The sequence below is a fragment of the Castellaniella sp. genome (assembly GCF_047971665.1).
Lineage (GTDB): Bacteria > Pseudomonadota > Gammaproteobacteria > Burkholderiales > Burkholderiaceae_B > Castellaniella.
Genome location: NZ_JBKEAA010000003.1, coordinates 18,578 through 41,603, shown reverse-complemented (window position 1 = coordinate 41,603; position 23,026 = coordinate 18,578). Strand labels below are relative to the sequence as shown.

Annotated in this window: 20 protein-coding genes; 10 read left to right on the top strand and 10 right to left on the bottom strand. The window is 63.8% G+C overall.

The window, feature by feature from the left end; genetic code table 11:
* Positions 1–79: 79 nt before the first annotated feature.
* Positions 80–895, top strand: coding sequence for a septum site-determining protein MinD (minD, locus tag ACK5JE_RS00580; RefSeq protein WP_416799775.1), 816 nt, complete (start codon positions 80–82; stop codon positions 893–895).
* A 2-nt stretch (positions 896–897) separates the two neighbouring features.
* On the top strand, positions 898–1,164 hold the full coding sequence (gene minE / locus ACK5JE_RS00575; protein ID WP_416799774.1) for a cell division topological specificity factor MinE: 267 nt from the start codon (positions 898–900) through the stop codon (positions 1,162–1,164).
* Between the two features lie 98 nt (positions 1,165–1,262).
* Here minE and ACK5JE_RS00570 read toward each other — a convergent pair whose 3' ends face one another.
* From ACK5JE_RS00570 to ettA, 6 genes are all read right to left on the bottom strand, one after another.
* Positions 1,263–2,147 (bottom strand): AEC family transporter, encoded by an 885-nt coding sequence (locus tag ACK5JE_RS00570; RefSeq protein WP_416799773.1) that lies wholly within the window; start codon positions 2,145–2,147, stop codon positions 1,263–1,265.
* A gap of 141 nt (positions 2,148–2,288) precedes the next feature.
* On the bottom strand, positions 2,289–4,094 hold the full coding sequence (locus ACK5JE_RS00565; RefSeq protein WP_416799772.1) for an acyl-CoA dehydrogenase C-terminal domain-containing protein: 1,806 nt from the start codon (positions 4,092–4,094) through the stop codon (positions 2,289–2,291).
* A gap of 151 nt (positions 4,095–4,245) precedes the next feature.
* Positions 4,246–6,240: a putative bifunctional diguanylate cyclase/phosphodiesterase gene (locus ACK5JE_RS00560; RefSeq protein ID WP_416799771.1), complete on the bottom strand. Its 1,995-nt coding sequence runs from the start codon at positions 6,238–6,240 to the stop codon at positions 4,246–4,248.
* Between the two features lie 211 nt (positions 6,241–6,451).
* Positions 6,452–6,679 (bottom strand): glycine zipper 2TM domain-containing protein, encoded by a 228-nt coding sequence (locus ACK5JE_RS00555; protein WP_416799807.1) that lies wholly within the window; start codon positions 6,677–6,679, stop codon positions 6,452–6,454.
* Positions 6,680–6,845: 166 nt separating this feature from the next.
* Positions 6,846–7,394 (bottom strand): isochorismatase family protein, encoded by a 549-nt coding sequence (locus ACK5JE_RS00550; protein ID WP_416799770.1) that lies wholly within the window; start codon positions 7,392–7,394, stop codon positions 6,846–6,848.
* Positions 7,395–7,404: 10 nt separating this feature from the next.
* A complete protein-coding gene (gene ettA / locus ACK5JE_RS00545; protein ID WP_416799769.1) occupies positions 7,405–9,078 on the bottom strand; it encodes an energy-dependent translational throttle protein EttA in 1,674 nt (557 codons plus the stop codon).
* A 70-nt stretch (positions 9,079–9,148) separates the two neighbouring features.
* On the opposite strand from ettA, the gene ACK5JE_RS00540 reads away from it, so the two are divergent.
* Complete coding sequence (locus ACK5JE_RS00540; RefSeq protein ID WP_416799768.1) at positions 9,149–9,610, top strand: hypothetical protein; 462 nt, start codon at positions 9,149–9,151, stop codon at positions 9,608–9,610.
* A gap of 72 nt (positions 9,611–9,682) precedes the next feature.
* Here the strand turns inward: ACK5JE_RS00540 and ACK5JE_RS00535 are convergent, their stop codons facing one another.
* Positions 9,683–10,648, bottom strand: coding sequence for a glycosyltransferase family 2 protein (locus tag ACK5JE_RS00535; protein WP_416799767.1), 966 nt, complete (start codon positions 10,646–10,648; stop codon positions 9,683–9,685).
* A 131-nt stretch (positions 10,649–10,779) separates the two neighbouring features.
* Positions 10,780–10,908, bottom strand: a complete 129-nt coding sequence (locus tag ACK5JE_RS00530; protein WP_257791477.1) for a hypothetical protein — start codon at positions 10,906–10,908, stop codon at positions 10,780–10,782.
* A gap of 165 nt (positions 10,909–11,073) precedes the next feature.
* On the opposite strand from ACK5JE_RS00530, the gene uvrA reads away from it, so the two are divergent.
* Genes uvrA through ACK5JE_RS00515 form a run of 3 tightly spaced genes read left to right on the top strand, consistent with a single transcriptional unit; the run spans position 11,074 to position 18,754 of the window.
* Entirely contained in the window at positions 11,074–16,794 is a 5,721-nt protein-coding gene (gene uvrA, locus ACK5JE_RS00525) for an excinuclease ABC subunit UvrA (RefSeq protein WP_416799766.1), read from the top strand.
* Entirely contained in the window at positions 16,791–17,999 is a 1,209-nt protein-coding gene (locus tag ACK5JE_RS00520) for an aminodeoxychorismate synthase component I (RefSeq protein WP_416799765.1), read from the top strand. Before uvrA ends, ACK5JE_RS00520 begins: the two co-directional genes overlap by 4 nt.
* On the top strand, positions 17,963–18,754 hold the full coding sequence (locus tag ACK5JE_RS00515) for an aminotransferase class IV (protein ID WP_416799764.1): 792 nt from the start codon (positions 17,963–17,965) through the stop codon (positions 18,752–18,754). The genes ACK5JE_RS00520 and ACK5JE_RS00515 overlap by 37 nt, the downstream gene beginning before the upstream one ends.
* 20 nt (positions 18,755–18,774) lie before the next feature.
* Here ACK5JE_RS00515 and ACK5JE_RS00510 read toward each other — a convergent pair whose 3' ends face one another.
* Entirely contained in the window at positions 18,775–19,644 is an 870-nt protein-coding gene (locus tag ACK5JE_RS00510; RefSeq protein ID WP_416799763.1) for a ThiF family adenylyltransferase, read from the bottom strand.
* A 130-nt stretch (positions 19,645–19,774) separates the two neighbouring features.
* Between ACK5JE_RS00510 and ACK5JE_RS00505 the strand changes: the two genes are divergently transcribed.
* The 4 genes from ACK5JE_RS00505 to purU are packed head-to-tail and all read left to right on the top strand — an operon-like array spanning position 19,775 to position 22,471.
* A complete protein-coding gene (locus ACK5JE_RS00505; RefSeq protein ID WP_416799762.1) occupies positions 19,775–20,413 on the top strand; it encodes a gamma-glutamylcyclotransferase in 639 nt (212 codons plus the stop codon).
* 23 nt (positions 20,414–20,436) lie between these two features.
* On the top strand, positions 20,437–21,069 hold the full coding sequence (pdxH, locus tag ACK5JE_RS00500; protein ID WP_416799761.1) for a pyridoxamine 5'-phosphate oxidase: 633 nt from the start codon (positions 20,437–20,439) through the stop codon (positions 21,067–21,069).
* A 7-nt stretch (positions 21,070–21,076) separates the two neighbouring features.
* Complete coding sequence (locus ACK5JE_RS00495; protein ID WP_416799760.1) at positions 21,077–21,607, top strand: flavin reductase family protein; 531 nt, start codon at positions 21,077–21,079, stop codon at positions 21,605–21,607.
* Between the two features lie 15 nt (positions 21,608–21,622).
* Positions 21,623–22,471: a formyltetrahydrofolate deformylase gene (gene purU, locus ACK5JE_RS00490; protein ID WP_416799759.1), complete on the top strand. Its 849-nt coding sequence runs from the start codon at positions 21,623–21,625 to the stop codon at positions 22,469–22,471.
* A gap of 35 nt (positions 22,472–22,506) precedes the next feature.
* Here purU and ACK5JE_RS00485 read toward each other — a convergent pair whose 3' ends face one another.
* A complete protein-coding gene (locus ACK5JE_RS00485; protein ID WP_416799758.1) occupies positions 22,507–22,947 on the bottom strand; it encodes a MaoC family dehydratase in 441 nt (146 codons plus the stop codon).
* Positions 22,948–23,026: the final 79 nt, after the last annotated feature.

Below are 23,026 nucleotides of genomic sequence, written 5' to 3'. Positions count from 1 at the left end.
CCTGGACGGCAAGTCGGCCTGCCAGGGGATTTTTGCTTTACGATGTCATGAATTTTTCGAACAGGGGAATACAGTCACCATGGCGCGCATCGTTGTAGTCACCTCCGGCAAGGGGGGGGTGGGCAAGACCACCACCAGTGCGAGCTTCTCAGCCGGCCTGGCCATGCACGGCCACAAGACGGTCGTGATCGACTTCGACGTCGGCCTGCGCAACCTGGACCTGATCATGGGTTGCGAACGCCGCGTCGTCTATGATTTCGTCAATGTCATCCAGGGCGAGGCGACACTGCACCAGGCGCTGATCCGCGACAAGCAGCTGGAAAATCTGTATGTTCTGCCCGCGTCGCAAACGCGCGACAAGGATGCCCTGACGCGAGACGGCGTGGAAAAGGTCCTGACCGACCTGGCCGCCATGGATTTCGAATACATCGTCTGCGACTCGCCCGCCGGGATCGAGACCGGCGCAGTGATGGCATCCTATTTTGCCGATGACGCGCTGGTGGTCACCAATCCCGAGGTCTCCTCGGTGCGCGACTCCGACCGCATTCTGGGCATCCTGTCAGCCAAGTCCCGTCGCGCCGAACAGGGCGACGAGCCGATCAAGGAACACCTGCTGCTGACCCGCTACAACCCCAAACGCGTGGCCGAAGGCGAAATGCTGTCCCTCAGCGACATCGAGGACATCCTGCGCATCCGCCTGATCGGCGTGATCCCTGAATCGGAAACCGTGCTGCAAGCATCCAACCAGGGGGTCCCGGCCATCCATATCCGGGACTCCGACGTCGCACAGGCCTACAAGGACGTGGTCGCCCGCTATCTGGGCGAGGAAAAGCCCTTGCGTTTCGTGGACTATGAAAAACCAGGCCTGTTCAAGCGTCTGTTCGGGGGTAAATAAGCATGTCGTTTCTGGATTTCCTGCGCGGACAGAAAAAAACCTCGGCCAGCATCGCCAAGGACCGTCTGCAGCTCATTCTGATCAACGAACGCGGAAGCGGCCGCAACGCGCCCGATTTCCTGCCGCAGATGCAGAAGGAACTGATCGCGGTGATTTCAAAATACGTTCAGATCAACCCCAAGGACATCAAGGTCAATCTGGATCGTCAGGACTCGCTGGAGGTCCTGGAAGTCAAGATCGAGATGCCGCAGGCCGAAGCGCGCAACTGAGCGCGCTGCCCCCACAGGGGCCGGAGCGGCCGCCGGCCAGACGGTGCCGCCGTGGACGCCTGTGTCGCGTCAGGTCCGGCGAGCAGTCGGCACTGCGCTCAGATCCAGGTCAGCGTGGCCCAGACGACCAGCGGGATCGTCGCGACCGAAAGCACGTTGCCCAGCAACACGACGCTGGCCACGGTTCTGGGTTCCACCCGGTATTGCTCGCACAGCAGATAATTCAGCACGGCCGGCGGCAGCATCACCGACAGGGTCACCATCCGCGACCATTCCGGCGTCAGCGGCAGCAGCCACAACACAATCGGCAGCGTCAGCAAGCCGGCCAGCAGGTACAGGACGTTGATCCGCAGCGCCAGACCCAGTTGCTCGATCCGGTCCTGGGACAGACGCACCCCAAGGCCGAACAGCATCAGCGGAATGGCGATCTGGCCGGTCAGCTCCATCGTCGTCAGCACGAACGGCGGAATCCACTCCCGGTGCGGCGCCAGCAGCACCCCCAGCAGGGCGGCCCAAATATTCGGGTTGCGCAGCCACAGCCAACGGCTGCCGCCGCGCGACAGCATGAACAGCCCCAGCGAAAAATGCAGCAGGCTCGACAATACGAACAGCACGACGATGTCGCCCAGCAGTTCCTTGCCATAGGCCAGCATCATCAGCGGAATGCCGATGTTGCCCGTGTTGCGGAACATCCCCGGCACCAGAAAGGCAGGACGGGACACGCCCGGGCACCGCACCAGCGCCAGCAGCAGACCGGGCACCAGGATGATCAGCACCCCGGCGGCCATCAGCGGCCAGCCACGCACCAGATCGACCGGATTGTCCAGCAGCGCGGAAAACACCAGCGCCGGACAGAACACCATCACATTGGCGTAGTTGATGAACCCCATGTCCGGCGCGCGCGTCTGCCGGCGCCCGAAGACGAAACCCAGGACTGACACGAAGAAAACGGGCAGGACGATATTCAGTAGTGTCAGGATCATGGGAGAAAGGTGACGAGGGAAAACGGGCAGCCCAGAGTGTACTGCGCCGCGCCCCCGCGAACGGGCCTGTTTCAGTCATAAATGGCGTCGTCCACCGGCCGTCCCGGCCCCGTCGCCTCGATCCGCGCGAACAGGTCCGGCTCAACGCCCCAGCGCAAAGTCCTCCGCCGGCAGCGCCATCAGCACCTCGGGCCCCGCCTCGATGGCCGCCACATGCGCGCGCGTCCTGGGCAAGATGCGGGCAAAATAGAACTGTGCGGTCTGCAGCTTGGCCTGGTAGAAAGCCTTGTCGCCCTCGCCCGCCGCCAGCTTTTCGACAGCCACACGCGCCATATCGGCCCAGAAATAAGCCAGCGTCACATACCCCGAATACATCAGGTAGTCCACGGACGCGGCCCCCACGGCCTCGCGATCGGTCATGGCCTTCGTCCCGATCTTCAGGGTCAGGTCACCCCACTCCTTGTTCAGCTCGGCCAGTGGCCTCACCAGTTCAGCCAGCGCACGATCATCGCTGTTGGCCTTGCAGAATTTGTGCACGATCCGTGTAAACATGCGCAGCGACCCGCCCTGGGTCAGCAGCACCTTGCGCCCCAGGAGATCGAGCGCCTGGACGCCGGTCGTGCCCTCGTACAGCATCGAGATGCGGCTGTCGCGCACATTCTGCTCCATCCCGTGCTCGGAGACATAGCCATGCCCGCCAAAAACCTGAACCCCCAGATTCGCCGCCTCGAAGCCGGTTTCCGTCATGAAGGCCTTGGCGATCGGCGTCAGAAAACCCAGCAACTGGTCGGCGTGCTCGCGCGCCGCCGCATCCTGACTGCGCTGCACGATATCCACCTGCTGCGCGGCGTAGTACAGCAACGCGCGGTTGCCTTCGGCAAAGGCCTTGATCGTCAACAGCATGCGGCGCACGTCGGGGTGCACGATGATGGGGTCGGCCGGCTGATCCGGGCATTTCGGGCCGCTCAGCGCCCGCATCTGCAACCGTTCGCAGGCATAGGCCGAAGCCCCCTGGAGCGCCACCTCGGCATGCGCCAGCCCCTGGATCGCGGTTCCCAGCCGGGCAGTATTCATGAAGGTGAACATGCAGTTCAGGCCCTTGTTGGCCGGCCCGATCAGGAACCCCGTGGCGTCGTCGAAATTCATCACGCAGGTGGCATTGCCATGAATGCCCATCTTGTGCTCGATCGAGCCGCAGGTCACGCCATTGCGCGCGCCCAAGCCACCCTGGCCGTCGCTGAGGAACTTGGGCACGATGAACAGGGAAATTCCCTTGGTTCCGGCGGGCGCGTCCGGCAGCCGGGCCAGCACGATGTGAACGATGTTTTCCGCCATGTCGTGTTCACCTGCGGAAATGAAGATCTTGGTGCCGGTGATCTTGTAGCCGCCCCCGGTCTGAGGCTCGGCCCGGGTGCGCAACAGGCCCAGGTCGGTGCCGCAATGCGGTTCGGTCAGGCACATGGTGCCCGTCCACCGGCCCGAGACCAGCGGTTCCAGGTAGGTCGTCTGCTGTTCCGGTGTGCCATGCGCCTGCAGGGTATTCATGGCGCCATGGGACAGGCCGGGATACATGCCCCAGGCCCAATTGGCCTCGCCCATCAGCTCGCTGATGGCCATGCCCAGGGATTCCGGCAGCCCCTGACCGCCATGGGCCGCGTCATGCGCAAGCGCGGGCCACCCGCCCGCGATGTACTGCGCATAGGCCTCCTTGAAGCCCGCCGGGGTGCTGACGCCTGCGGCCGACCAGACGCAGCCCTCGCGGTCACCCACGGCGTTCAGCGGCGCCAGCACCTGCTCGCAGAATCTGGCCCCCTCCTCCAGGACAGCGCCGACCATGTCGGGCGTCGCTTCCTCGCAGCCGGGCAGCGCCTGGTAGTGGGCGGGGTAGTTCAGGACCTCGTCACGCACGAAAAGCATGTCGCGCAGGGGGGCTTTGTAATCAGGCATCTCCAGTCTCCAAAAGCGTGGTCGCAAGGCATCCGGGCGGTCCCCGACAGGAACCTGCGCCAGGCCCGTCCTTTTTGAGGAATGAAATTTTTAAGGGATCGAATCAAAATTCAAACAGTCGTTTGAATTTAAGAGAAAAGCCTGTTTGAAGTCAAGATGACGAGGTCAGCGTGACAGTCCCCGACAGCGCAATCTGCAAGGCCTGCTCCGCCGTGACGGGTTTCGAGAACCAATACCCCTGCAGCTCGTCGCAACCGAGCTGCGTCAGGACATGAATCTGCCCCTCGAGCTCGATCCCTTCGGCCAGAGACCGGGCACCGAGGTTCTGGCACATCTCGATGATGGTCTTGATCAGGGCATACCCGCAATCGTCATGAAACAGCATCTCGACAAAGCTGCGATCGATCTTGATCAGATCGGGACGAATGTGATGGATGGAACTCAGGCTTGAATAGCCGGTTCCAAAATCGTCGATCGCGATACTCGCGCCCGTCGTCCGGAGCAATGTCAGCCCATCGAGCATCGTCTCGATGTTTTCGCTGAAGGCGGTCTCGGTAATCTCGAAGGTCAGCCGCGCCCCATCGACCTGCTCCTGCTCCAGGATCGCAAGGAGGGCATGCATCTGCTCGGGAGACCTGAGATCATGCATCGACAGATTGACTTTCAGCCTGACCGGCACGGGCCACAGATGGATCTGACCCAGTGATTTCTTGAGCACCACGCGCGTGACCTCGTGGATCATGCCGCATCGTTCTGCGATCGGGATGAACTCACCGGGACTGACCAATCCAAGCACCGGACTGTTCCATCGCACAAGCGCCTCGAAGCCGTTCAGCTTCAAGCTCTTGGCCAGCGCGATCGGCTGAAACAGCATGAAGAGTTCCGCATCCAGATCGGCCGCCTTCAGCGCTTGTTCGACGAGCCCCGAGCGGCGTATCGCCTGCTCATGTTCGGGGGTGAAAAGCTCGACGCACCCCCGGCCCGCCTGCTTCGCATGAAACAGCGCATAATCGGCACGCTCGACATGAATGTTCGGCGCCTCGTGGAGTTCCGCAAGAACGACCTCGTTGAGCCCGACAGAAGCGCCCACACTCACGGTGAGATTATGAACGGTCAAAGGGCGCTTGCAGATGTCCACGATCCGGTCTCCGACCCGGCAAAGCGCCTCCGTCTCCAGTCCGGTGAACAGCATCGCAAACTCGTCCCCTCCCACGCGCGCGACGGAAATGGCGCCCTGACTGACGCTGGTCATGCGCAATGCGATCTGGCGAAGCACCTCATCGCCGATCGAGTGTCCATGCGCATCATTGATCTGCTTGAACCGATCCAGGTCGACCATCGCCACCGCGAACGGCCTTCGCTCCTGAACGATGTGTTCCAAGGCATTGTAGAAATGCCGCCGGTTGTTCAGCCCGGTCAATGCGTCGGTGGCTGCAAGTTGCGCCTGATGCTCATGCATTCGGCGCAGCTCACCTCTGGAATTGACAAGCTGCCTGAAATCATGGGCAAACACCATCATGACAAACAGCATCACCAGAGCGATGAGCGCCAGATTGATCGACACCACCACTTCGATCAGCGAGCCATTCCATATCAGAAACAGACAGAAAGGCGGAATCATGAGCACGGAAATCAGCAGCGCTGCCGCCCGGGCATGCATGAGCAGCGAGATGCAGCAGATAAACGTCAGGCCGACATAAAGAACGACCTGGCCGTGCGTCGTGATCTGGCCCTGGGGATCGAAATTGATGCCATGCTCGTACATGGCCAGCGCCCAGAACAGCAGAACGGCGGCGAAAACGCCGGAAAGAATGGTGGTATCGCGGATCAGGATCCGGGCACGATCGCGGTTGACGGTCGCAATGTCCAGGCGGTACCAATAGATCCCCCTGCAGACCATGATGAGGATGAGAATCGACGGAATCAGTATCGTCAGAACAGGGGAGGCATCCTCATAATGCGTGAATGATAATAAAAACGTATTTATTATCAGCATGGTGTAGAGCACCGGCACACGCTGCTTGAATGCACCGACCTGCGCAACAGACAGTTCGTCCGAAGAATCAAACTCGAATCTTTCGAAGATCGACTGCCACAATTTTGGAACCCCCGCCTTCCATTTCAACAGCTGACTGGAAAGCATCATGAAGCCCGTCTCCCGGTCGTCATCATCATACTATCCTTTGAGCTGAAAATAATTTTCAGGGACGGCCGACGCACAGGATCATGGCGGGTCTGGCCGGTGTAATGGCGCATTCACCCACTCGTTGCACGATACAGACGCAAGAAGGGCCCGTGACATGAACGAGCCCTTTTTTGCGTCGCGCGGCCGGAACGAAGCGCGCCGGTCCCGGCGATCAGCGATTCTTGCCGATTTGATCTCCAATGACGCCGCCAATGGCCGCGCCGCCCACTGTGCCAAGCACACCGCCATCGGAAATGACCGCTCCCGCCACACCGCCTACGCCAGCCCCCGTGACGGCAGCCTTCTGACGATGGCTCATGCTGTCCCAGGACGAACATCCTGCCATGGCGGTCGCCAGCATCAGCGCTGCACCGATTCTTCCGAGTGTCCTGATCGTCATCATGATTCTCCTTCTTGCATGTTGCTTCATGATCCATGCCTTGCCGGCATCTTGACGTTCTTTATAAGCAACCACCGCAGGAAAAACTGTGAGTCATGATATCGATACTTTAATCTTGTAACAGTCGGACCGCTGGAGGCGAGCGCCTCACGCGGCAGGCGACGCCCTACTTCACGAGAGCCAGGACGTCCCGAAACGCGGGATGCGCCGGTGTTTCGAGCCATTCATAGATCGCCATTTCCGATGTAACGATCTCCAGACCATGATGGCGCCAGCGTTCGCAGGCAGCCGACCAGTCCGACATGCGACGCGAACCCGTGCCGTCAGCCACCAGCACTGGCTGGAAACCGGCCTGAGCCAGCCCCAACCCTGTCTGTAACACACAGATATGCGCTTCAGTGCCTGTCAACAACACCCGCGTCCGGCCTGTCGGCCAGCCGGCCAGGAAACCAGCCTCGCGGCAGGCATCGAAATGGGTCTTGGACACGACCCGGTCGATATGCGCCCGCAGGTCGGGATGGGTGGCGCCGATCTTGCCAGGCCAGTGCTCGGTGGCCCAGACAGGCACCGACATCAGGCGCGCGGCCTGAGCCAGGCGCGCGACCCGGCCGCGCAAGGCCTCAGTTTCGCAAATGGCGGGCAACAGCTTTTCCTGCATGTCCACCACCAGCAGCAAGCTGTCGTGCGCCCTCAGCGCGGGAGCGGTTGCGGGCATGGCGGATCTCCTATTTCAGCGCCTTGTAGCGCAATCGATGTGGCCGGGCGGCCTCCTCGCCCAGACGCGCCTTCTTGTCGGCCTCGTATTCCTGATAATTGCCGTCGAAGAACACGGCTTTGGAATCGCCCTCGAACGCCAGGATATGCGTGGCGATACGATCCAGGAACCAACGGTCGTGGCTGATCACCAGCACGCAGCCGGCGAACTCGAGCAGCGCATCTTCCAACGCGCGCAGCGTTTCCACATCCAGATCATTGGACGGCTCGTCCAGCAACAGGACATTGCCGCCCGCAATCAGCGTCTTGGCCAGGTGCAGGCGGCCGCGCTCGCCACCGGACAGCTTGCCGACATGCTTGTTCTGGTCGCCTCCCTTGAAATTGAAACGGCCCAGGTAGGCGCGCGCCGGCATCTCGAAACGGCCCACAGTCAGCAGATCGGCGCCGTCGGAGACCGCGTCGAAAACGGTCTTGTCGTCCGGCAGCGCGTCACGCGACTGATCCACATAGGCCAGTTTGACCGTCTGGCCCAGAACGACCTCGCCGGCGTCCGGCGTTTCCTGACCCGCGATCATGCGGAACAAGGTCGATTTACCAGCGCCATTGGGGCCGATGATGCCGACGATGGCGCCGGCCGGCACCCGGAAATCGAGATCATCGATCAGCAGGCGATCACCAAATGATTTGGTCACATGACGGAACTCGATGACCTCGTTGCCCAGGCGTTCGGCCACGGGGATGAAGATCTCCTGAGTCTCGTTGCGTTTCTGGTATTCATGTGAAGACAGTTCCTCGAAACGCGCCAGACGCGCCTTGGCCTTGGCCTGCCTGCCCTTGGGATTCTGCCGCACCCATTCCAGTTCTTTCTGGATGGTGCGCTGGCGGGCGGATTCGGCTGCCTCTTCCTGTTTGAGGCGGTCTTCTTTCTGTTCCAGCCAAGAGCTGTAGTTGCCTTTCCAGGGAATGCCGTGACCACGGTCCAGTTCGAGGATCCATTCGGCCGCGTTATCCAGGAAATAGCGGTCGTGGGTCACCGCGACCACAGTGCCGGGGAACTGGCGCAGGAACACCTCCAGCCATTCGACCGATTCGGCATCCAGGTGATTGGTCGGCTCGTCGAGCAGCAGCATGTCGGGTTTGGACAGCAGCAGACGGCACAGGGCGACACGGCGCTTCTCCCCTCCGGACAGCCGGCCGACCCCCGCGTCCCAGGGAGGCAGGCGCAGGGCGTCGGCGGCAATCTCCATCCGGGTCTCGATATCGTCGCTGCCACTGGTCGCGGCGGCCGCAATGACCGCCTCCAGCTCGGCCTGTTCGGCGGCCAGCGCATCGAAATCGGCATCAGGCTCGGCATAGGCGGCATAGACCTCGTCCAGCCGCTTGCGGGCCTCGAACACTTCGCCCAGCCCGGCCTCGACCGCCTGACGGACCGTATGCTCGGGATCCAGCTGAGGCTCCTGCGGCAGATAACCGATGCGCAGGTCGGCCATGGGAACGGCTTCACCCTCGATGTCCTTGTCCACCCCCGCCATGATTTTCAGCAGCGTGGACTTGCCCGAGCCATTCAGGCCCAGGACGCCGATCTTGGCGCCAGGAAAGAAAGACAGCGAGATATCCCGCAGGATTTGACGCTTGGGCGGCACGATCTTGCCGACCCGGTTCATGGAATAGACGTACTGTGCCATGTCTCAATCGTGAAAAGACGGGCCAAAGAATTCGGCCACGTAAAGTGCTGATTGTAGGCCGGACCGTACAATGACAACCATCCGCGACCCCGATCTCTTGCCTGCCATGCCCCTGCCTCTCGCATTCACCCCCACTGAAACCGACCTGCTGGGCCGCACAGCCGATGCGCTGTGCGCCTATCTCGGCAAACCCGTCATCGCGGAAATCGTGTCCGAACCCGAGGACGGTTATGAATGGGCGCTGTTCGCCCTGCCGCTGGGCCCGGCGGGCGAGGCCGACGACCGGCCGCGCGTTCAGGCGGGCGGCCCCGGAGCCCGGTTCCTGGGCAATACCGGAGGACTGGACCTGAGCGATGGTCAGGCTCTGGATTGCGAGTTTCTCTGGGCCATTCAGCTTTCCGACCTGGAAGGCGTCCGCTACATCAAGGTTGATGCCCAGGGCGAAGAAGTCGCCTGGACCGACACCCTGACAGACCTCCTCCCTTTCGAGCTACGGGATGAGCCCGGACACGGGTCAGTCCCTGCGGACTGACCCGTGTCCGGGCGAATCGGGGGGGGCATGCAAGCCGCGACATGGGGAGAGATGCCACACCCATGAGTGGCGTCAGGTCGCCATCGGATGCTTGCCCCGCATCGTCGCGTCACGAAAACGGTCACGCACATACATCGCGACCCCGGCCGGCCACATGGCCGCCACCAGCAGGCGCGATTCCCAGTGGCTCAGGCACCGCCCGGCGGGACGAGCCACACGCTGCGCGCGCAAGTGCAGCCCAAAACGAGTGTAGCGGATCGCCGCCCCGAAAAAGGAGGCTGGCTGATAGCGGAACCAGCCCAGACAATGTTCCACCGTGTCATGCGCCAGCAGCCACAGACCCAGCGCATGACGGCCGCTCTCGGCCGACCGTCCTTCTTGGGACAGACTGCCCGCCTCGTCGTGATACACGCGGAACACCTGATTGACGAAACGGGTCAGATAGCCGGCCCGGGCAATGGCTCGCCAGACCAGACTTTCGGGGACAAAACCGGGAATGTCCTCGGGAAAAGGGAATTGACGCAGCACATCCGTGCGCAAGCAGCCGAATTTTTCACCCCGGACGTGATAGCGAAAGGTCATGTCCAGCGAGGACACGTCCATGACATCCCGGGGATACATGTCGCCCACGATCCGGCCATCCGGACGCGCGCACAGCCCCGTGATCGCCACAGTGCGTCCACGCTGGGCATGAGGGATCTGCTCCCAGACCCCCGCCATGTGATAGAGGGCATTGGGGTCGAGCTCGTCGTCGCTGTCGATGGCCACCAGCCATTCGCCCTGGGCATGACGCACCCCGTTGTTGAAGGCTGTTTTCTTATGTTGATTGGATTGCCAGACGTAACGGATCGGAAAGCTGGATTCCTGCTGCCACCCCTGGATCAGGGTCCGGGTGGCATCCGTCGAGCCGTCATCCACGACTACCCATTCGAAATCCTGAAAGGACTGCTCCCGCAGTGAATGATAAACACGATCCAGCGTGCGCGCGCGGTTGTAGGTAGGAGTGATGACGGAGAACAGATGGCGCCAGCAAGCCATGCAAGAAGGCTCCTTCTTGTTTCCAATTTACGAACTCATGATAGCTGCAAAAAAAAACCACGAACCAGCAGGTCCGTGGTTTCCCTGATGCCGAATTGTATATAAACAATACGGCCGATGGCGTCAGACGTTCAGGCGCGTTTGACCTTTTCGAGCATCTTGAAGACACCCTTGGGCGAGCGCACGAAAAGACGCTTGAAAGCCTTGCCAAGGCAACGGCGCTCCAGGGTGTTGCGCCGCGTGCGTTTGATTTCTGCCATGTAAATCTCCTGGTGTAAGGCGGGCTTGAAAGCAAAACGTGCCATTTTAGCAAAGTTTTCCCCGAATCCGGGAATCCGCATGCGATTGCCCGCCGTGCGCGGCCCGCCGACACAACGGCGGGCCGCGCACGGCAACAACACTTGCGGCCGGATTATGATGGCGGGATGAACGCACCCATCCGCATTTTTGGCGCCCGCCAGAACAACCTGAAAAACCTGGACTTGACGGTCGACACCGGAAAACTTCTGGTGGTCACCGGCGTGTCCGGCTCCGGCAAGAGCTCACTGGCTTTCGATACGCTGTACGCCGAAGGCCAGCGGCGTTACGTGGAAACCTTCTCGCCCTATGCGCGCCAGTTTCTGGATCGCATGGACAAGCCCCAGGTCGATCGCATCGAAGGCATCCTCCCGGCCATTGCCATCGACCAGATCAACCCGGTGCGCAATTCACGCAGCACCGTGGGCACCATGACGGAATTGAACGATCACCTGAAACTGCTCTACGCCCGCGCCGGCCACCTGCACTGCCGCCAGTGCGCGCGCCTGGTGACGCGCGACGATCCTGCCGGCATCCGGTGTCAACTGGATGGCCTGTGCGCAGCGCGCGATCCGCGGCTGGTGATCACCTTTCCCGTCTCGGTGCCCGCCAATTTCACCGAAGACGAGGTGCGCGGATTCCTCGAACAACAAGGCTATACCCGGATTCACCGTCAGGATGACCCAGCCGCCGGAACCGCCGATCAGCAGACAGGCGCGACGCGCAAGGCAAGCGACGCCAGCCGGCGCGTGCTGCATGTCGTGCAGGATCGCTTCCGGCTGGCCAATGCCGAGCCGGCGCGTGTGGACGAAGCGCTGGAAACCGCCCTGCGCCAGGGCAATGGCCGGATCACTGTCCATGCGCTGTTCGACGACCAAGACAAAGAACAAGACTGGCGCTTCAGCGCAGGCCTGCATTGCGCGCAATGCGACATCGACTACAGTACCCCGCTGCCCAGCACCTTTTCGTTCAACTCCCCGCTGGGCGCTTGCGAACATTGTCGCGGCTTCGGCAGGGTCATGGGCATCGACTACGGCCTGGTCGTGCCGGACGAGACACGCAGCCTGCGCGACGGCGCGATCAAGCCCTGGCAGACCACCAGCTACAAGGAATGCCAGGTCGAGATGGAGCGCTACGCCCCCAAGGCCGGCGTCCGGCTGGACACGCCCTGGCGCGACCTGACGCCTGCGGAGCGCGACTGGGTGATTGGCGGCGCGTCCGACTGGAAAGGCGGCCGTGCCGCGTGGAAACATCAATGGTATGGCGCCCAACGCTTTTTCGACTGGCTGGAGTCGCGCGCCTACAAGATGCATGTGCGGGTGCTGCTGTCGAAATACCGCAGCTACACACCATGTCCGCACTGCAAGGGGGCACGGCTCAAGCCCGATGCCACGTTGTGGCGCCTGGGGCAGGATCACGCCCCGATCCCCGGCACGCCGCGCTTCCTGCCCGTGCATGCGGGCTGGACACCTGAACAGCTGGCGGCCCTCCCCGGCCTGGGCCTGCACGACCTGATGCGCCTGCCCATCGAGCGTGTGCGCGACTGGTTTGACAGGATCGAGCTCGGGCGCTCGCTGGACGAGGCGTTGACCGAGCTGCTGGACGAAGTCCGCGCACGGCTGCGTTTCCTCTGCGACGTCGGTCTGGGCTACCTGTCGCTGGATCGCCAGAGCCGCACCTTGTCGGGCGGCGAGGTCCAGCGCATCAACCTGACCACAGCGTTGGGCACCTCTCTGGTCAATACGCTTTTCGTGCTCGATGAGCCGTCCATTGGTCTGCATCCGCGCGACATCCACCGGATCGTTCAGGTCATGCACCGGCTGCGCGATCATGGCAACACCCTGGTGGTGGTCGAGCACGACCCCCAGGTCATGATCGCTGCCGACCGCATCCTCGACATCGGTCCGGGTCCGGGCGAACGCGGCGGGCAGATCGTCTTCGATGGCTCACCGGACGAACTGACCATCGCCGATACGCTGACGGGCCGCTATTTCAGTGGCCGGATGCGCATCGAGCCTCCTCGCCCCCTGCAAGTTCAGGACGGCACCCCACGCCTGCTGCTGCAAGGCGTTTGCGCCAACAACTTGCAGCGCGTCGATTTTTCCTTGCCGCTGGGGCGGCTGGTCTGCCTGACCGGCGTGTCCGGATCAGGCAAATCCACACTGGTGCAGGACGTGCTCTACCCTGCGCTGCTGAAACATCTCGGCCGTTCTACCGAAGCCCCCGGAGAATATGCCGCCTTGCTGGGCGCCGAAAGAATTGCCGACGTCGTGATGGTGGACCAGACGCCCATCGGCAAGACGGCGCGTTCCAACCCCGCCAGCTATGTCGGCGCCTTCGACGCCATCCGCAAACTGTTCGCCGCCGCCGCTCTGTCGCAGGAACGCGGCTACACGGCCGGCACCTTCAGTTTCAACACGGGCGATGGCCGCTGCCCTGGTTGCGGCGGTACCGGCTTCGAGCATGTGGAAATGCAATTCCTGTCGGATGTGTACCTGCGCTGTCCGGACTGCGACGGTCACCGATTCCGTCCCCAGGTCCTGGAGGTTCGCATCGAACACCTGGGCCGCAGCGCCTCGATCGACGAGGTCCTGGACATGACCGTGAGCGAGGCGCTGGACTTCTTCAAGGGGCTGCGCGACGTGCAATGGGGGCTGGCGCCTCTGGCCGATGTCGGCCTCGAATACGTACGCCTGGGCCAGCCGGTGCCCACACTGTCGGGCGGTGAAGCCCAGCGCCTGAAACTGGCCGGCCACCTGGCCGAGGCCGCGCGTTCACGCGCGCCCCAAGGCGCGCTCAAGGGCAGTCTGCTGTTGTTCGACGAACCCACCACCGGGCTGCATTTCGACGATATTGCCCGTTTGATGCGGGCCTTTCGCAAACTGCTGGCGGCGGGCCACTCCCTGCTGATCATCGAGCACAACCTGGATGTGATCCGCGCAGCCGACTGGATCGTGGATCTGGGCCCGGAAGGCGGCGACCAGGGCGGGCGCATCATGGCCGAAGGCACCCCGGAAGATCTGATGCGCCACCCGGATTCCCACACCGGCCAGGCACTGGCCGATTATGTGCGGCAGATCTCGCCGGAACACCGGACCGCTCCCGATACCTCAAATCCTTACGAAGCACAGAACGGAAAACACCCGCAAGCGGAGGCCGCCAACGGCTCTGCGCTCATCCTGCGAGAGCCTGCCGCGCATGCGACACCCGTATCCGCCAGTCCCGACATCCATATCCTGAATGCCCGCGAGCACAACCTGAAAGGCATCGATGTCAGCATTCCACGCGACGCCTTCACCGTCATTACCGGCGTATCAGGATCGGGCAAATCCACCCTGGCCTTCGATATCCTGTTCAATGAGGGCCAGCGGCGCTACCTGGAATCCCTGAACGCCTACGCCCGCGCCATCGTGCAGCCGGCAGGCAAACCGGACGTGGATGCAATCTATGGCATTCCGCCCACCGTGGCCATCGAACAGCGCACCAGCCGCGGCGGACGCAAGTCCACCGTGGCCACCATGACAGAGATCCACCATTTCCTGCGCCTGCTGTATGTGCGCCTGGGCACCCAGATGTGCCCCGACTGCGACATCCCCGTCGCGCCCCAGACGCCGGAACAGATCGTGGCGCAACTGCTGCGCGACCATGCGGGCCAGCATATCGGCCTGCTGGCCCCGCTGGTGGTGGCGCGCAAGGGCTATTACACCGATCTGGCGAAATGGGCAGCCTCGCATGGTCACACGCACCTGCGCGTGGACGGCGTCTTCACTCCGGTCAGCCCCTGGCCGCGCCTGGACCGCTACCAGGAACACACCATCGAACTGCCTGTCAGCGACCTGATCGTGGACGCCCGCAACGAGGCGGGTCTGCGCGATGCCGTGCGCGGCGCCCTGGCGCTGGGTCATGGCAGCTTCCGCGTGCTGGCCGGCCTGACCGCCCCCGGCCCGGCCACGATCGAGGCCCGCCGCGCCGCTGGCCTGGCACCGGATCCACGACTGCTGACTTTTTCCATCAAACGCGCCTGCCCCAACTGCGGCACCAGTTTCCCGGAGCCCGACCCGCGGCTGTTTTCATACAATTCGCGTCATGGCTGGTGTCCCGGCTGCTTCGGCACCGGCCTGCAACTCACAGGCTTTACCGAAGACCAGACCGGCGAGGAATCCGTCTGGCTGGACGAGACCACCGGCCTGCCGCAGCCCTGCACTCAATGCCAGGGTCAGCGGCTGAACCGTGTGGCCCGCGCCTTCCGCTGGCGTGACCGCTCGATCGCACAACTGGCCTCGATGCCCGTCAGCGACGCGCAACGCTTCTTTCTGGGCCTGGCCGCCCAGGGCCGCGAAGCCGAGATCGCCCGCGATATCCTCACTGAGATTCGCGGCCGTCTGGATTTCATGATGGACGTAGGGCTGGGTTACCTGGCCCTGGATCGCGCAGCGCCCACCCTGTCCGGCGGCGAGGCCCAGCGCATCCGTCTGGCGGCACAGCTGGGTTCGAATCTGCAGGGGGTCTGCTACGTCCTGGACGAGCCCACGATCGGCCTGCACCCGCGCGACAACCGCATCCTGCTGGATGCATTGGCCCGGCTGGAAGGCAACGGCAACACCCTGGTCGTGGTCGAGCACGACGAGGACACCATCCGCCGCGCCGGTCACGTGATCGATATCGGACCGGGCGCTGGTATACGAGGCGGCATGGTCGTGGCCCAGGGCACGGTCGAGGAAATCACCCGCAACCCGGCGTCGATCACCGGGCGTTACCTGAGAGAGCCTCTGGTCCACCCCATGAACGGCCGGCGCGTCGTCGATGCGGCCACGCCCAGCCTGGAGATCGTGGATGCCACACGACACAACCTGCGCCAGGCGAATGCCCGCATCCCCCTGGGGCGGCTGAACGTCATCACCGGTGTGTCGGGCTCAGGCAAATCGACGCTGGCGCGCGACGTGCTGCTGGACAATCTGGCCCAACGGGTCGGCAACCGGCTCAACCCCGGGGCCTGGCTGGGCTGCCGGACGATCCGGGGCTGGGAAGCCGTCGACCGGGTGCTGGAAGTCGACCAGACGCCCATCGGCAAAACCCCGCGCTCCTGCCCCGCCACGTACGTCGGCTTCTGGGACGATATTCGCAAACTCTACGCGGGCACGCGGGAATCACGACTGCGCGGCTGGACGGGCTCGCGCTTTTCCTTCAATACCGGTGATGGCCGCTGCCCCGAATGCGAAGGCCAGGGCATGCGGACCATCGAGATGAGTTTCCTGCCGGATGTGAAAGTCCCGTGCGACGCCTGTCACGGCGCTCGCTTCAACCAGGAAACGCTGGGCGTGCAATGGAACGGACGCAGTGCGGGCGATGTCCTGCGCATGGAAGTCGATGATGCCATCGGCCATTTTTCCGCACATCGCCGGATCGCGCGCGCACTGCAACTGATGCAGGACGTGGGCCTGGGCTACCTGACGCTGGGCCAGCCTTCGCCCACGCTGTCCGGCGGTGAGGCCCAACGCATCAAGCTGGTCACGGAACTCACCAAGGCGCATCTGGATGAGGGGGTGCTGCGCACCGGCCGCGCCTCGCGCATCCCTCACACGCTGTATGTGCTGGACGAGCCCACTGTCGGCCTGTCGACGGCGGATGTGGAAAAACTGATCCGTGTGCTGCACCGTCTGGCGGACGCGGGTCATACCGTGGTGGTCATCGAACACAATCTGGACATCATCGCCGAGGCCGACTGGATCGTCGATCTGGGCCCCGAAGGCGGTGATCAGGGCGGCCGCGTCGTGGCCCAAGGCAGTCCGGAACAACTCCGCGCAGGCGACACGCATACCGGCCGCATCCTGGCAGAATTCCTGGCATGAGCACGCCGGGCAGTTCCAGGCATGAACACGGGTTCACGCGGCACGAAGGCCGCGCCACGCATTGCCTGTTCGAGAATCAGCTGACGGGCGAGTCACTGCGACTGCTCGACCCGGTAGCGCGCATCACGGTGCATCGCCGCGCCGAGCTTCCTGCCGCCTGGGATGCCATCGAGACCGCCCGGCGGGCGGGCCGCTGGATCGCGCTGCTGCTGGACTACGAGCTGGGCGAATGGTTCGGGCCGGAGACGGCCGATGCGGTCGATCACGAGCAGCATGATCGCCTTCCCCGCATGACGGCACTGATTCACGCCGGCGCCGAACGGCGATCCGACGGACCGCGAAACGCAACCGGTCCGGCCTCCCGAGGCCGGCACCACATGCCGCCCTGGCATCCGCGCCCTCGGCCCGCCATCTCCCGCGATCACCACGCCCAGGCCATCGACATCATCCGCGCCGGTATCGCCCAGGGCGACTATTACCAGATCAACTACACCCTGCCGCTGCACCTGGACTGGCCAGCCGGGCTGGACCCGGTACATGTCTACGCCCACTTGTCGGGCCAGCACCCCATTGCCCACGCGGCCTGCATCCGCGACGGCGACCGCTGGGTGCTGTCGATGTCGCCCGAACTGTTCGTGGCCCGCGAAGGAGACCAGCTGCGGGTACGGCCGATGAAAGGCACCGCACCGCGCCATGCCGATCCCGCTCGTGACCGGCAGGCCGCCGAGACCCTGCAACGCTGCGCCAAGAACCGCGCCGAGAACCTGATGATCGTGGATCTGCTGCGCAACGACCTGGGTCGCATCGCCGTGCCCGGCAGCGTGCATGTCCCAGCCTTGTTCAGCCTGGAGGCCTACCCTTCGGTCTGGACGATGACCTCCACCATCGAGGCCAAGGCGCCGGACATCCCGCTGGCCGACGTGCTGCGTGCCCTGTTTCCCTGCGGTTCGGTGACCGGGGCGCCAAAGATCGCCGCCATGCGGGCAATCCGGACGCTGGAGGCGCGCCGCCGCGGCATCTACTGCGGCAGTGTGGGTTGGCTGGCACCGGACGGGGATTTTTCGCTCAACGTCGCCATCCGCACCATCGAATTGCGCGATGGACAGGCGGAATTCGGTGTGGGCGGCGGCATCGTGTACGATTCCCAGGCCGCCGATGAATGGGAGGAATGCCTGTGGAAAGCCCGCATCCTGAATCCGGACTGAGCCTGTCCGGCGCGGCCGGCCCAGCCCCCGGGACGGCGGAGATCCGACGCATCGCGCCCGGGCTGATCGAAACCATGCGACTGGAGCGGGGTCGCATCGCACTCTGGCCCGGCCATCGAGCACGGTTCCTGGCTTCGGCCCGGGTCCTGCGCTACCCGCTCGATACAAAGGCTCTGGATGGCTGGCTGACCGAACAGATTCAGGCACTCCCGCGCAGCAGGCCGCATCGCCTGCGTCTGCTGCTGGCGGCTGACGGCGGATTGTCTCTGGAATCCGCCCCTTTGCCGCCGACTCCGGACCCGGTGTGCATCGCCCTGGCGGTGGATGTCCTGGGACCAGACGCCACGCTGAATGCCGCGACGCCCTGGTTGCGCCACAAAACCACCCACCGCCCCTGGTTCGCGGCAGCCCAGCACTGGCTGCAAGCTCACCCGGACTGTTTCGACCTGATCTTCGGCAATGATGAAGGCTGCCTCTGCGAGGGCAGCCGCAGCACCATCTATATCAGAAACGAGGACGGGGCCTGGCTGACCCCACCGCTGGACAACGGCCTGCTACCCGGCGTACGTCGCCAGGCGTTGCTCGATGAAGGGATCGTACGCGAAGCCCGGCTGGAGCTGTCCGATCTGCGCCAGGCGCCAGCGCTCCGCATCTCGAACGCCCTGCGCGGCTGGCTGGATGCCAGAATGGTCACACCCGCACTATCGTCCACCGCAGCCACGAAGGCTCGCCGAAAAAAACGACGACCTGGATAATGACGGCATGGAACCCCGAATCACCGCATCCCCGCCAACCCCTGGCGCACCGCCCAATCAGCCGCCACCATCCCCATGGAGGCGGTGATGGTCACGGCTGAACCGTAGCCCGCGCAAGACAACCCTTGCGGCGCGGCGGCCGGAGCGGAAGCGCCCTGCTCACCGGTGACGGCGGCGTCAGCCTCACCCGTGCCTGCTTGCGTCCAGGCCCGGGGCAACACGACCGGCTGGTCGAACCACAGACAACGCACCCCCATGCGCGGCACCCTGCGGCGCGGTTTGCCCCCTGCCGCCCCGCCCTTGGGATAGCCATGGCGCTGTCGCAATTCCTGGCGCACCCGTCCCAAAAGGGCATCGTGTGTCGCCATCGAGAGATCCCCGGCCCGCAGCGCCAGAGGATCCGTCTTGCCGCCGGCCCCGCCGCACACCAGCACGGACCAATCCGCCCGCCGGGCCTGCAGGATCATGGCGATCTTGGCCTTGACCTGATCGGTGCAGTCCAGCAACACGCCCGGCGGGCACGACAGAATGGCCTCCACATTGTCCTGGCCGATGAAATCATCGACACATTCGACATGGCATCCCGGATTGATATCGCGGATACGGTCCGCCATGGCGGCAACCTTGGCCTGGCCCAAGGTACTGCCCAGCGCATGGACTTGCCGGTTGATATTGGATTCAGCCACGTGATCCAGGTCCACCAGCGTCAGCGTGCCCACGCCCGAGCGGGCCAGCGCCTCGGCGCACCAGGCGCCCACGCCGCCAATACCGGCCACCACCACACGCAAGTCGGCCAGCGCCCGCCCCGCGCCTTCGCCATACAGGCGATCCAGGCCGCCAAAACGGCGCGCAATATCGGCATCGAGGGACTCGGCAGACAGATCGGGCATCACGACGGTGAACGAACAGGAAAACGCTGATTTTAGCCCGGCCCCGCCCCCGCTGTGACGCGCCCCTACCCTGTCCGCGCAAGTCCTCTACAATACAAGCTGTCCCTCCCTCTCAGGCCAACCATCCCTCGTGAACACGCCCGCCGCACGCGCCGACCAGATTCCGCCTCCGCCGGAAGCCTTCCATCTGCGAGACGCGGCCTGGCATCAGGCGTCCATCAACCAGACCCTGCAAAACTGGGATGGTCGTTCCGACCTGTGGGTATTCGGCTATGGGTCGCTCATCTGGCGACCGGAATTCGATCACCTGGAGGCCCGTCGCGCGCGCATTCATGGCTATCATCGCGCGCTGTGTCTGTGGTCACGCATCAATCGTGGCACCCCCGAACAGCCGGGCCTGGTTTTCGGCCTGGACCTGGGCGGTTCGTGTGAAGGCACCGTCTACCGGATTGCCGGTTCCCGCGTACCGGCCATTCTGGATACGCTGTGGCAGCGGGAAATGCCCAGCGCATCCTACATCCCCCGCTGGTTGAACTGTCATACCGAATCCGGTCCGGTCAGCAGCCTGGTCTTCACCATGGATCGCAGCGACGAAGGCTACGTGACCGGCCTGCCCATCGAGCAGATCGTCGCCATCGTCCGCCAGGGACACGGGCGCTATGGCCCCTGTACCGAATACGTGCTGCAAACCGCCGACGCCCTGGATGCCGCCGGCATCACCGATCGCCGCCTGAGCGCCATCGCGCGTTCACTGCGCCTCCCCTCCTGACGCACTTCCTCAACCCGATCATCATGTCCATCGCAGATATCCGCCAGACCTATCAAAAATTCGAATTGCTCGAGTCCGCTGCGGCCTCCGACCCGTACACGCAGTTCGACCAGTGGTTCCAGCAGGCCCTGCACAGCGAGGTCCGCGAGCCAACCGCCATGAGCCTGGCCACAGCGGACACCGCGGGCCGTCCCTCGGCACGCATCGTCCTGCTCAAGGAGTTCGACGCCCGGGGTTTCGTGTTCTACACCAATTACGAGTCCCGCAAGGGCCTGGAACTGAGCACCAACCCCCAGGCCGGGTTGCTGTTCTTCTGGCCCGAACTGGAACGTCAAGTCCGCATCGAAGGCCCCGTCAGCCCAGTGGCCCCCGCCGAGTCGGACGCCTACTATGCCAGCCGTCCTCTGGGATCGCGCATCGGCGCCTGGGCCTCGCCCCAGAGCCGCCCGCTCACCCATGAGGCGCTGGCCGAACGCGTGGCCGAGCTGGGCCGCACGCTGGGCGACGACCCGGCCCGGCCGCCTCACTGGGGCGGCTACCGCCTGGAAGCCACCCACTTCGAATTCTGGCAAGGTCGCCCCTCCCGTCTGCACGATCGGCTGGTCTACGCGCGCGATGCCGAAGGCGACTGGGTACTCGATCGCATCGCCCCCTGAAGGCGCCATGCGCTCACGGCCCACGACCGCCGACTTCCCTGCCCTGTACTTCCGTTCGGCGCTGGGCAGGTTCCCGACCGGTGTCACCGTCATTACGGCAGAACACCCCGGCACCGGCACCCCGCTGGGCCTGACGATCAGCTCCTTCAGTTCAGTCTCGCTGGACCCGCCCATGGTGCTGTGGACGCTGACGCATGCAGCCGCATCGCTGCGTGCCTTCAAGTCGCTGGACCGCTACGTCATCCATGTGCTGTCGGCCGGCCAGGTGGATCTGGCCCGACGATTCGCCAATGGCCCACAGGCCGAACGCTTTGCCGGCCTCGATCTGGAACGCACCCCCAACGGGACACTGATGCTGGCAGACACCCGCTGCGCTGCCTGGTTCGAATGCCACAACACCCAGCACCATGAGGCGGGCGATCACGTGATCTTCGTCGGTCAGGTGGAGCATTGCCACCGCCAACTGCTGTCGCCGCTGATCTACCATGCCGGCGATTTCGACCTCACGCCAGGCAGCGAACCGCTTTCCCGCAACTAGCGCCTGTTCACACGCATGCACGACTATATCCTGACCCTTTCCTGCCCCGATCGCATGGGCATTGTTCATACCGTCAGCGGCTGGCTGCTGACGCATCACGGCAACATCGTTCACGCGCAGCAATTCGGCGACACCGATTCATCACAATTCTTCCTGCGCGTCCATTTCGCGCTGCCCGCCGCTGAACCGATTGCGGCGCTGACGGATGATTTCTCCAGCATCGCCGAGCGCTTCGAAATGCAATGCCGGTTCCACGATGTCACCTGCAAATCCAGAATGCTGTTGCTGGTCAGCCGTCAGGGGCATTGCCTGAACGACCTGCTGTTCAGGGTGCGCAGCGGACAGATGCCTGCCGAAGTCGTCGGCGTGGCATCGAACCACACCGATTTTCAGGCGCTGGTCGAATCACACGGCCTGCCTTTTCATCACCTGCCGGTCACGGCCGACACCCGCGCCGCACAGGAAGCCCTGATCCTGGCCTTGGTCGAACGCGAGCAGGTCGATCTGGTCGTGCTGGCGCGTTACATGCAGATCCTGTCGCCGGCGCTGTGCCGCGCCCTGGAAGGCCGCGCCATCAATATCCATCATAGTTTTCTCCCCGGATTCAAGGGCGCGCGCCCCTACTACCAGGCGCATGAGCGCGGCGTGAAGCTCATCGGAGCCACGGCACACTACGTGACCGAGGACCTGGACGAGGGCCCCATCATCGAGCAGGATATCGAACGCGTGGACCACGCCATGGGCCCCGGAGAGCTGGCCGGCATCGGCAGCGATATCGAATCCGTAGTGCTGTCGCGCGCCGTACGCTGGCACGTCGAGCACCGCATCCTGTTGAACGGACGGCGTACTGTGGTGTTCCGCTGACCAGGGCGCGTTGCTGGAACCGCCGCCGCTGCGACCTACGCCGCGCCCAGATCGAACAGGCTGGTGACTTCGACCTCAAGCACCTGCGCATCATCCTGATTGAACAGACACCAGGTCCAGCGGACGATACCCAGGTCGCTCCGGGTGGATGACACCCGGCTGGAATCGATCGTGGCCTCCAGGCGCAGCCGGTCACCGGCCCGAACCGGAAACATCCAGCGCAGCCGCTCCAGCCCTGGTGAGCCAAAGGATTCCGAATCATGCAGGACCGCCTCGCAGGCCATACGCATGGCCAATCCGCACGTCATCCAGCCACTGGCGATCAGCCCTCCCCAGCGACCGTCCCGGGCACGTTCGGCATCGACATGAAACCATTGAGGATCGTAGGCGCGCGCAAACGCCAGCATGTCGGCCTCGTCCACGGTGACCGGGCCGTGATGAATCACCTGGCCGGGTTCGAATTCCTTGAATTTCATGGGATCATGCTCCGGAAAGCGGCGCCCGGCCCTCGGGGCCGGTTCAGAATCGGACCGGGGACATCCCGGCGCGACAGGC

Bases quoted from the DNA above. Each gene is read 5' to 3' on its own strand.
- uvrA (WP_416799766.1), top strand. From the start codon at position 11,074: ATGAACGCACCCATCCGCATTTTTGGCGCCCGCCAGAACAACCTGAAA.
- ACK5JE_RS00520 (WP_416799765.1), top strand. From the start codon at position 16,791: ATGAGCACGCCGGGCAGTTCCAGGCATGAACACGGGTTCACGCGGCAC.
- ACK5JE_RS00510 (WP_416799763.1), bottom strand. From the start codon at position 19,644: ATGCCCGATCTGTCTGCCGAGTCCCTCGATGCCGATATTGCGCGCCGT.
- ACK5JE_RS00535 (WP_416799767.1), bottom strand. From the start codon at position 10,648: ATGGCTTGCTGGCGCCATCTGTTCTCCGTCATCACTCCTACCTACAAC.
- ACK5JE_RS00550 (WP_416799770.1), bottom strand. From the start codon at position 7,394: ATGCCCGCAACCGCTCCCGCGCTGAGGGCGCACGACAGCTTGCTGCTG.
- ACK5JE_RS00515 (WP_416799764.1), top strand. From the start codon at position 17,963: ATGCCTGTGGAAAGCCCGCATCCTGAATCCGGACTGAGCCTGTCCGGC.
- ACK5JE_RS00540 (WP_416799768.1), top strand. From the start codon at position 9,149: ATGACAACCATCCGCGACCCCGATCTCTTGCCTGCCATGCCCCTGCCT.
- ACK5JE_RS00485 (WP_416799758.1), bottom strand. From the start codon at position 22,947: ATGAAATTCAAGGAATTCGAACCCGGCCAGGTGATTCATCACGGCCCG.
- ACK5JE_RS00530 (WP_257791477.1), bottom strand. From the start codon at position 10,908: ATGGCAGAAATCAAACGCACGCGGCGCAACACCCTGGAGCGCCGTTGC.
- pdxH (WP_416799761.1), top strand. From the start codon at position 20,437: ATGTCCATCGCAGATATCCGCCAGACCTATCAAAAATTCGAATTGCTC.
- ACK5JE_RS00570 (WP_416799773.1), bottom strand. From the start codon at position 2,147: ATGATCCTGACACTACTGAATATCGTCCTGCCCGTTTTCTTCGTGTCA.
- purU (WP_416799759.1), top strand. From the start codon at position 21,623: ATGCACGACTATATCCTGACCCTTTCCTGCCCCGATCGCATGGGCATT.
- ACK5JE_RS00555 (WP_416799807.1), bottom strand. From the start codon at position 6,679: ATGACGATCAGGACACTCGGAAGAATCGGTGCAGCGCTGATGCTGGCG.
- ACK5JE_RS00560 (WP_416799771.1), bottom strand. From the start codon at position 6,240: ATGATGCTTTCCAGTCAGCTGTTGAAATGGAAGGCGGGGGTTCCAAAA.
- ettA (WP_416799769.1), bottom strand. From the start codon at position 9,078: ATGGCACAGTACGTCTATTCCATGAACCGGGTCGGCAAGATCGTGCCG.
- ACK5JE_RS00495 (WP_416799760.1), top strand. From the start codon at position 21,077: ATGCGCTCACGGCCCACGACCGCCGACTTCCCTGCCCTGTACTTCCGT.
- minE (WP_416799774.1), top strand. From the start codon at position 898: ATGTCGTTTCTGGATTTCCTGCGCGGACAGAAAAAAACCTCGGCCAGC.
- ACK5JE_RS00565 (WP_416799772.1), bottom strand. From the start codon at position 4,094: ATGCCTGATTACAAAGCCCCCCTGCGCGACATGCTTTTCGTGCGTGAC.
- minD (WP_416799775.1), top strand. From the start codon at position 80: ATGGCGCGCATCGTTGTAGTCACCTCCGGCAAGGGGGGGGTGGGCAAG.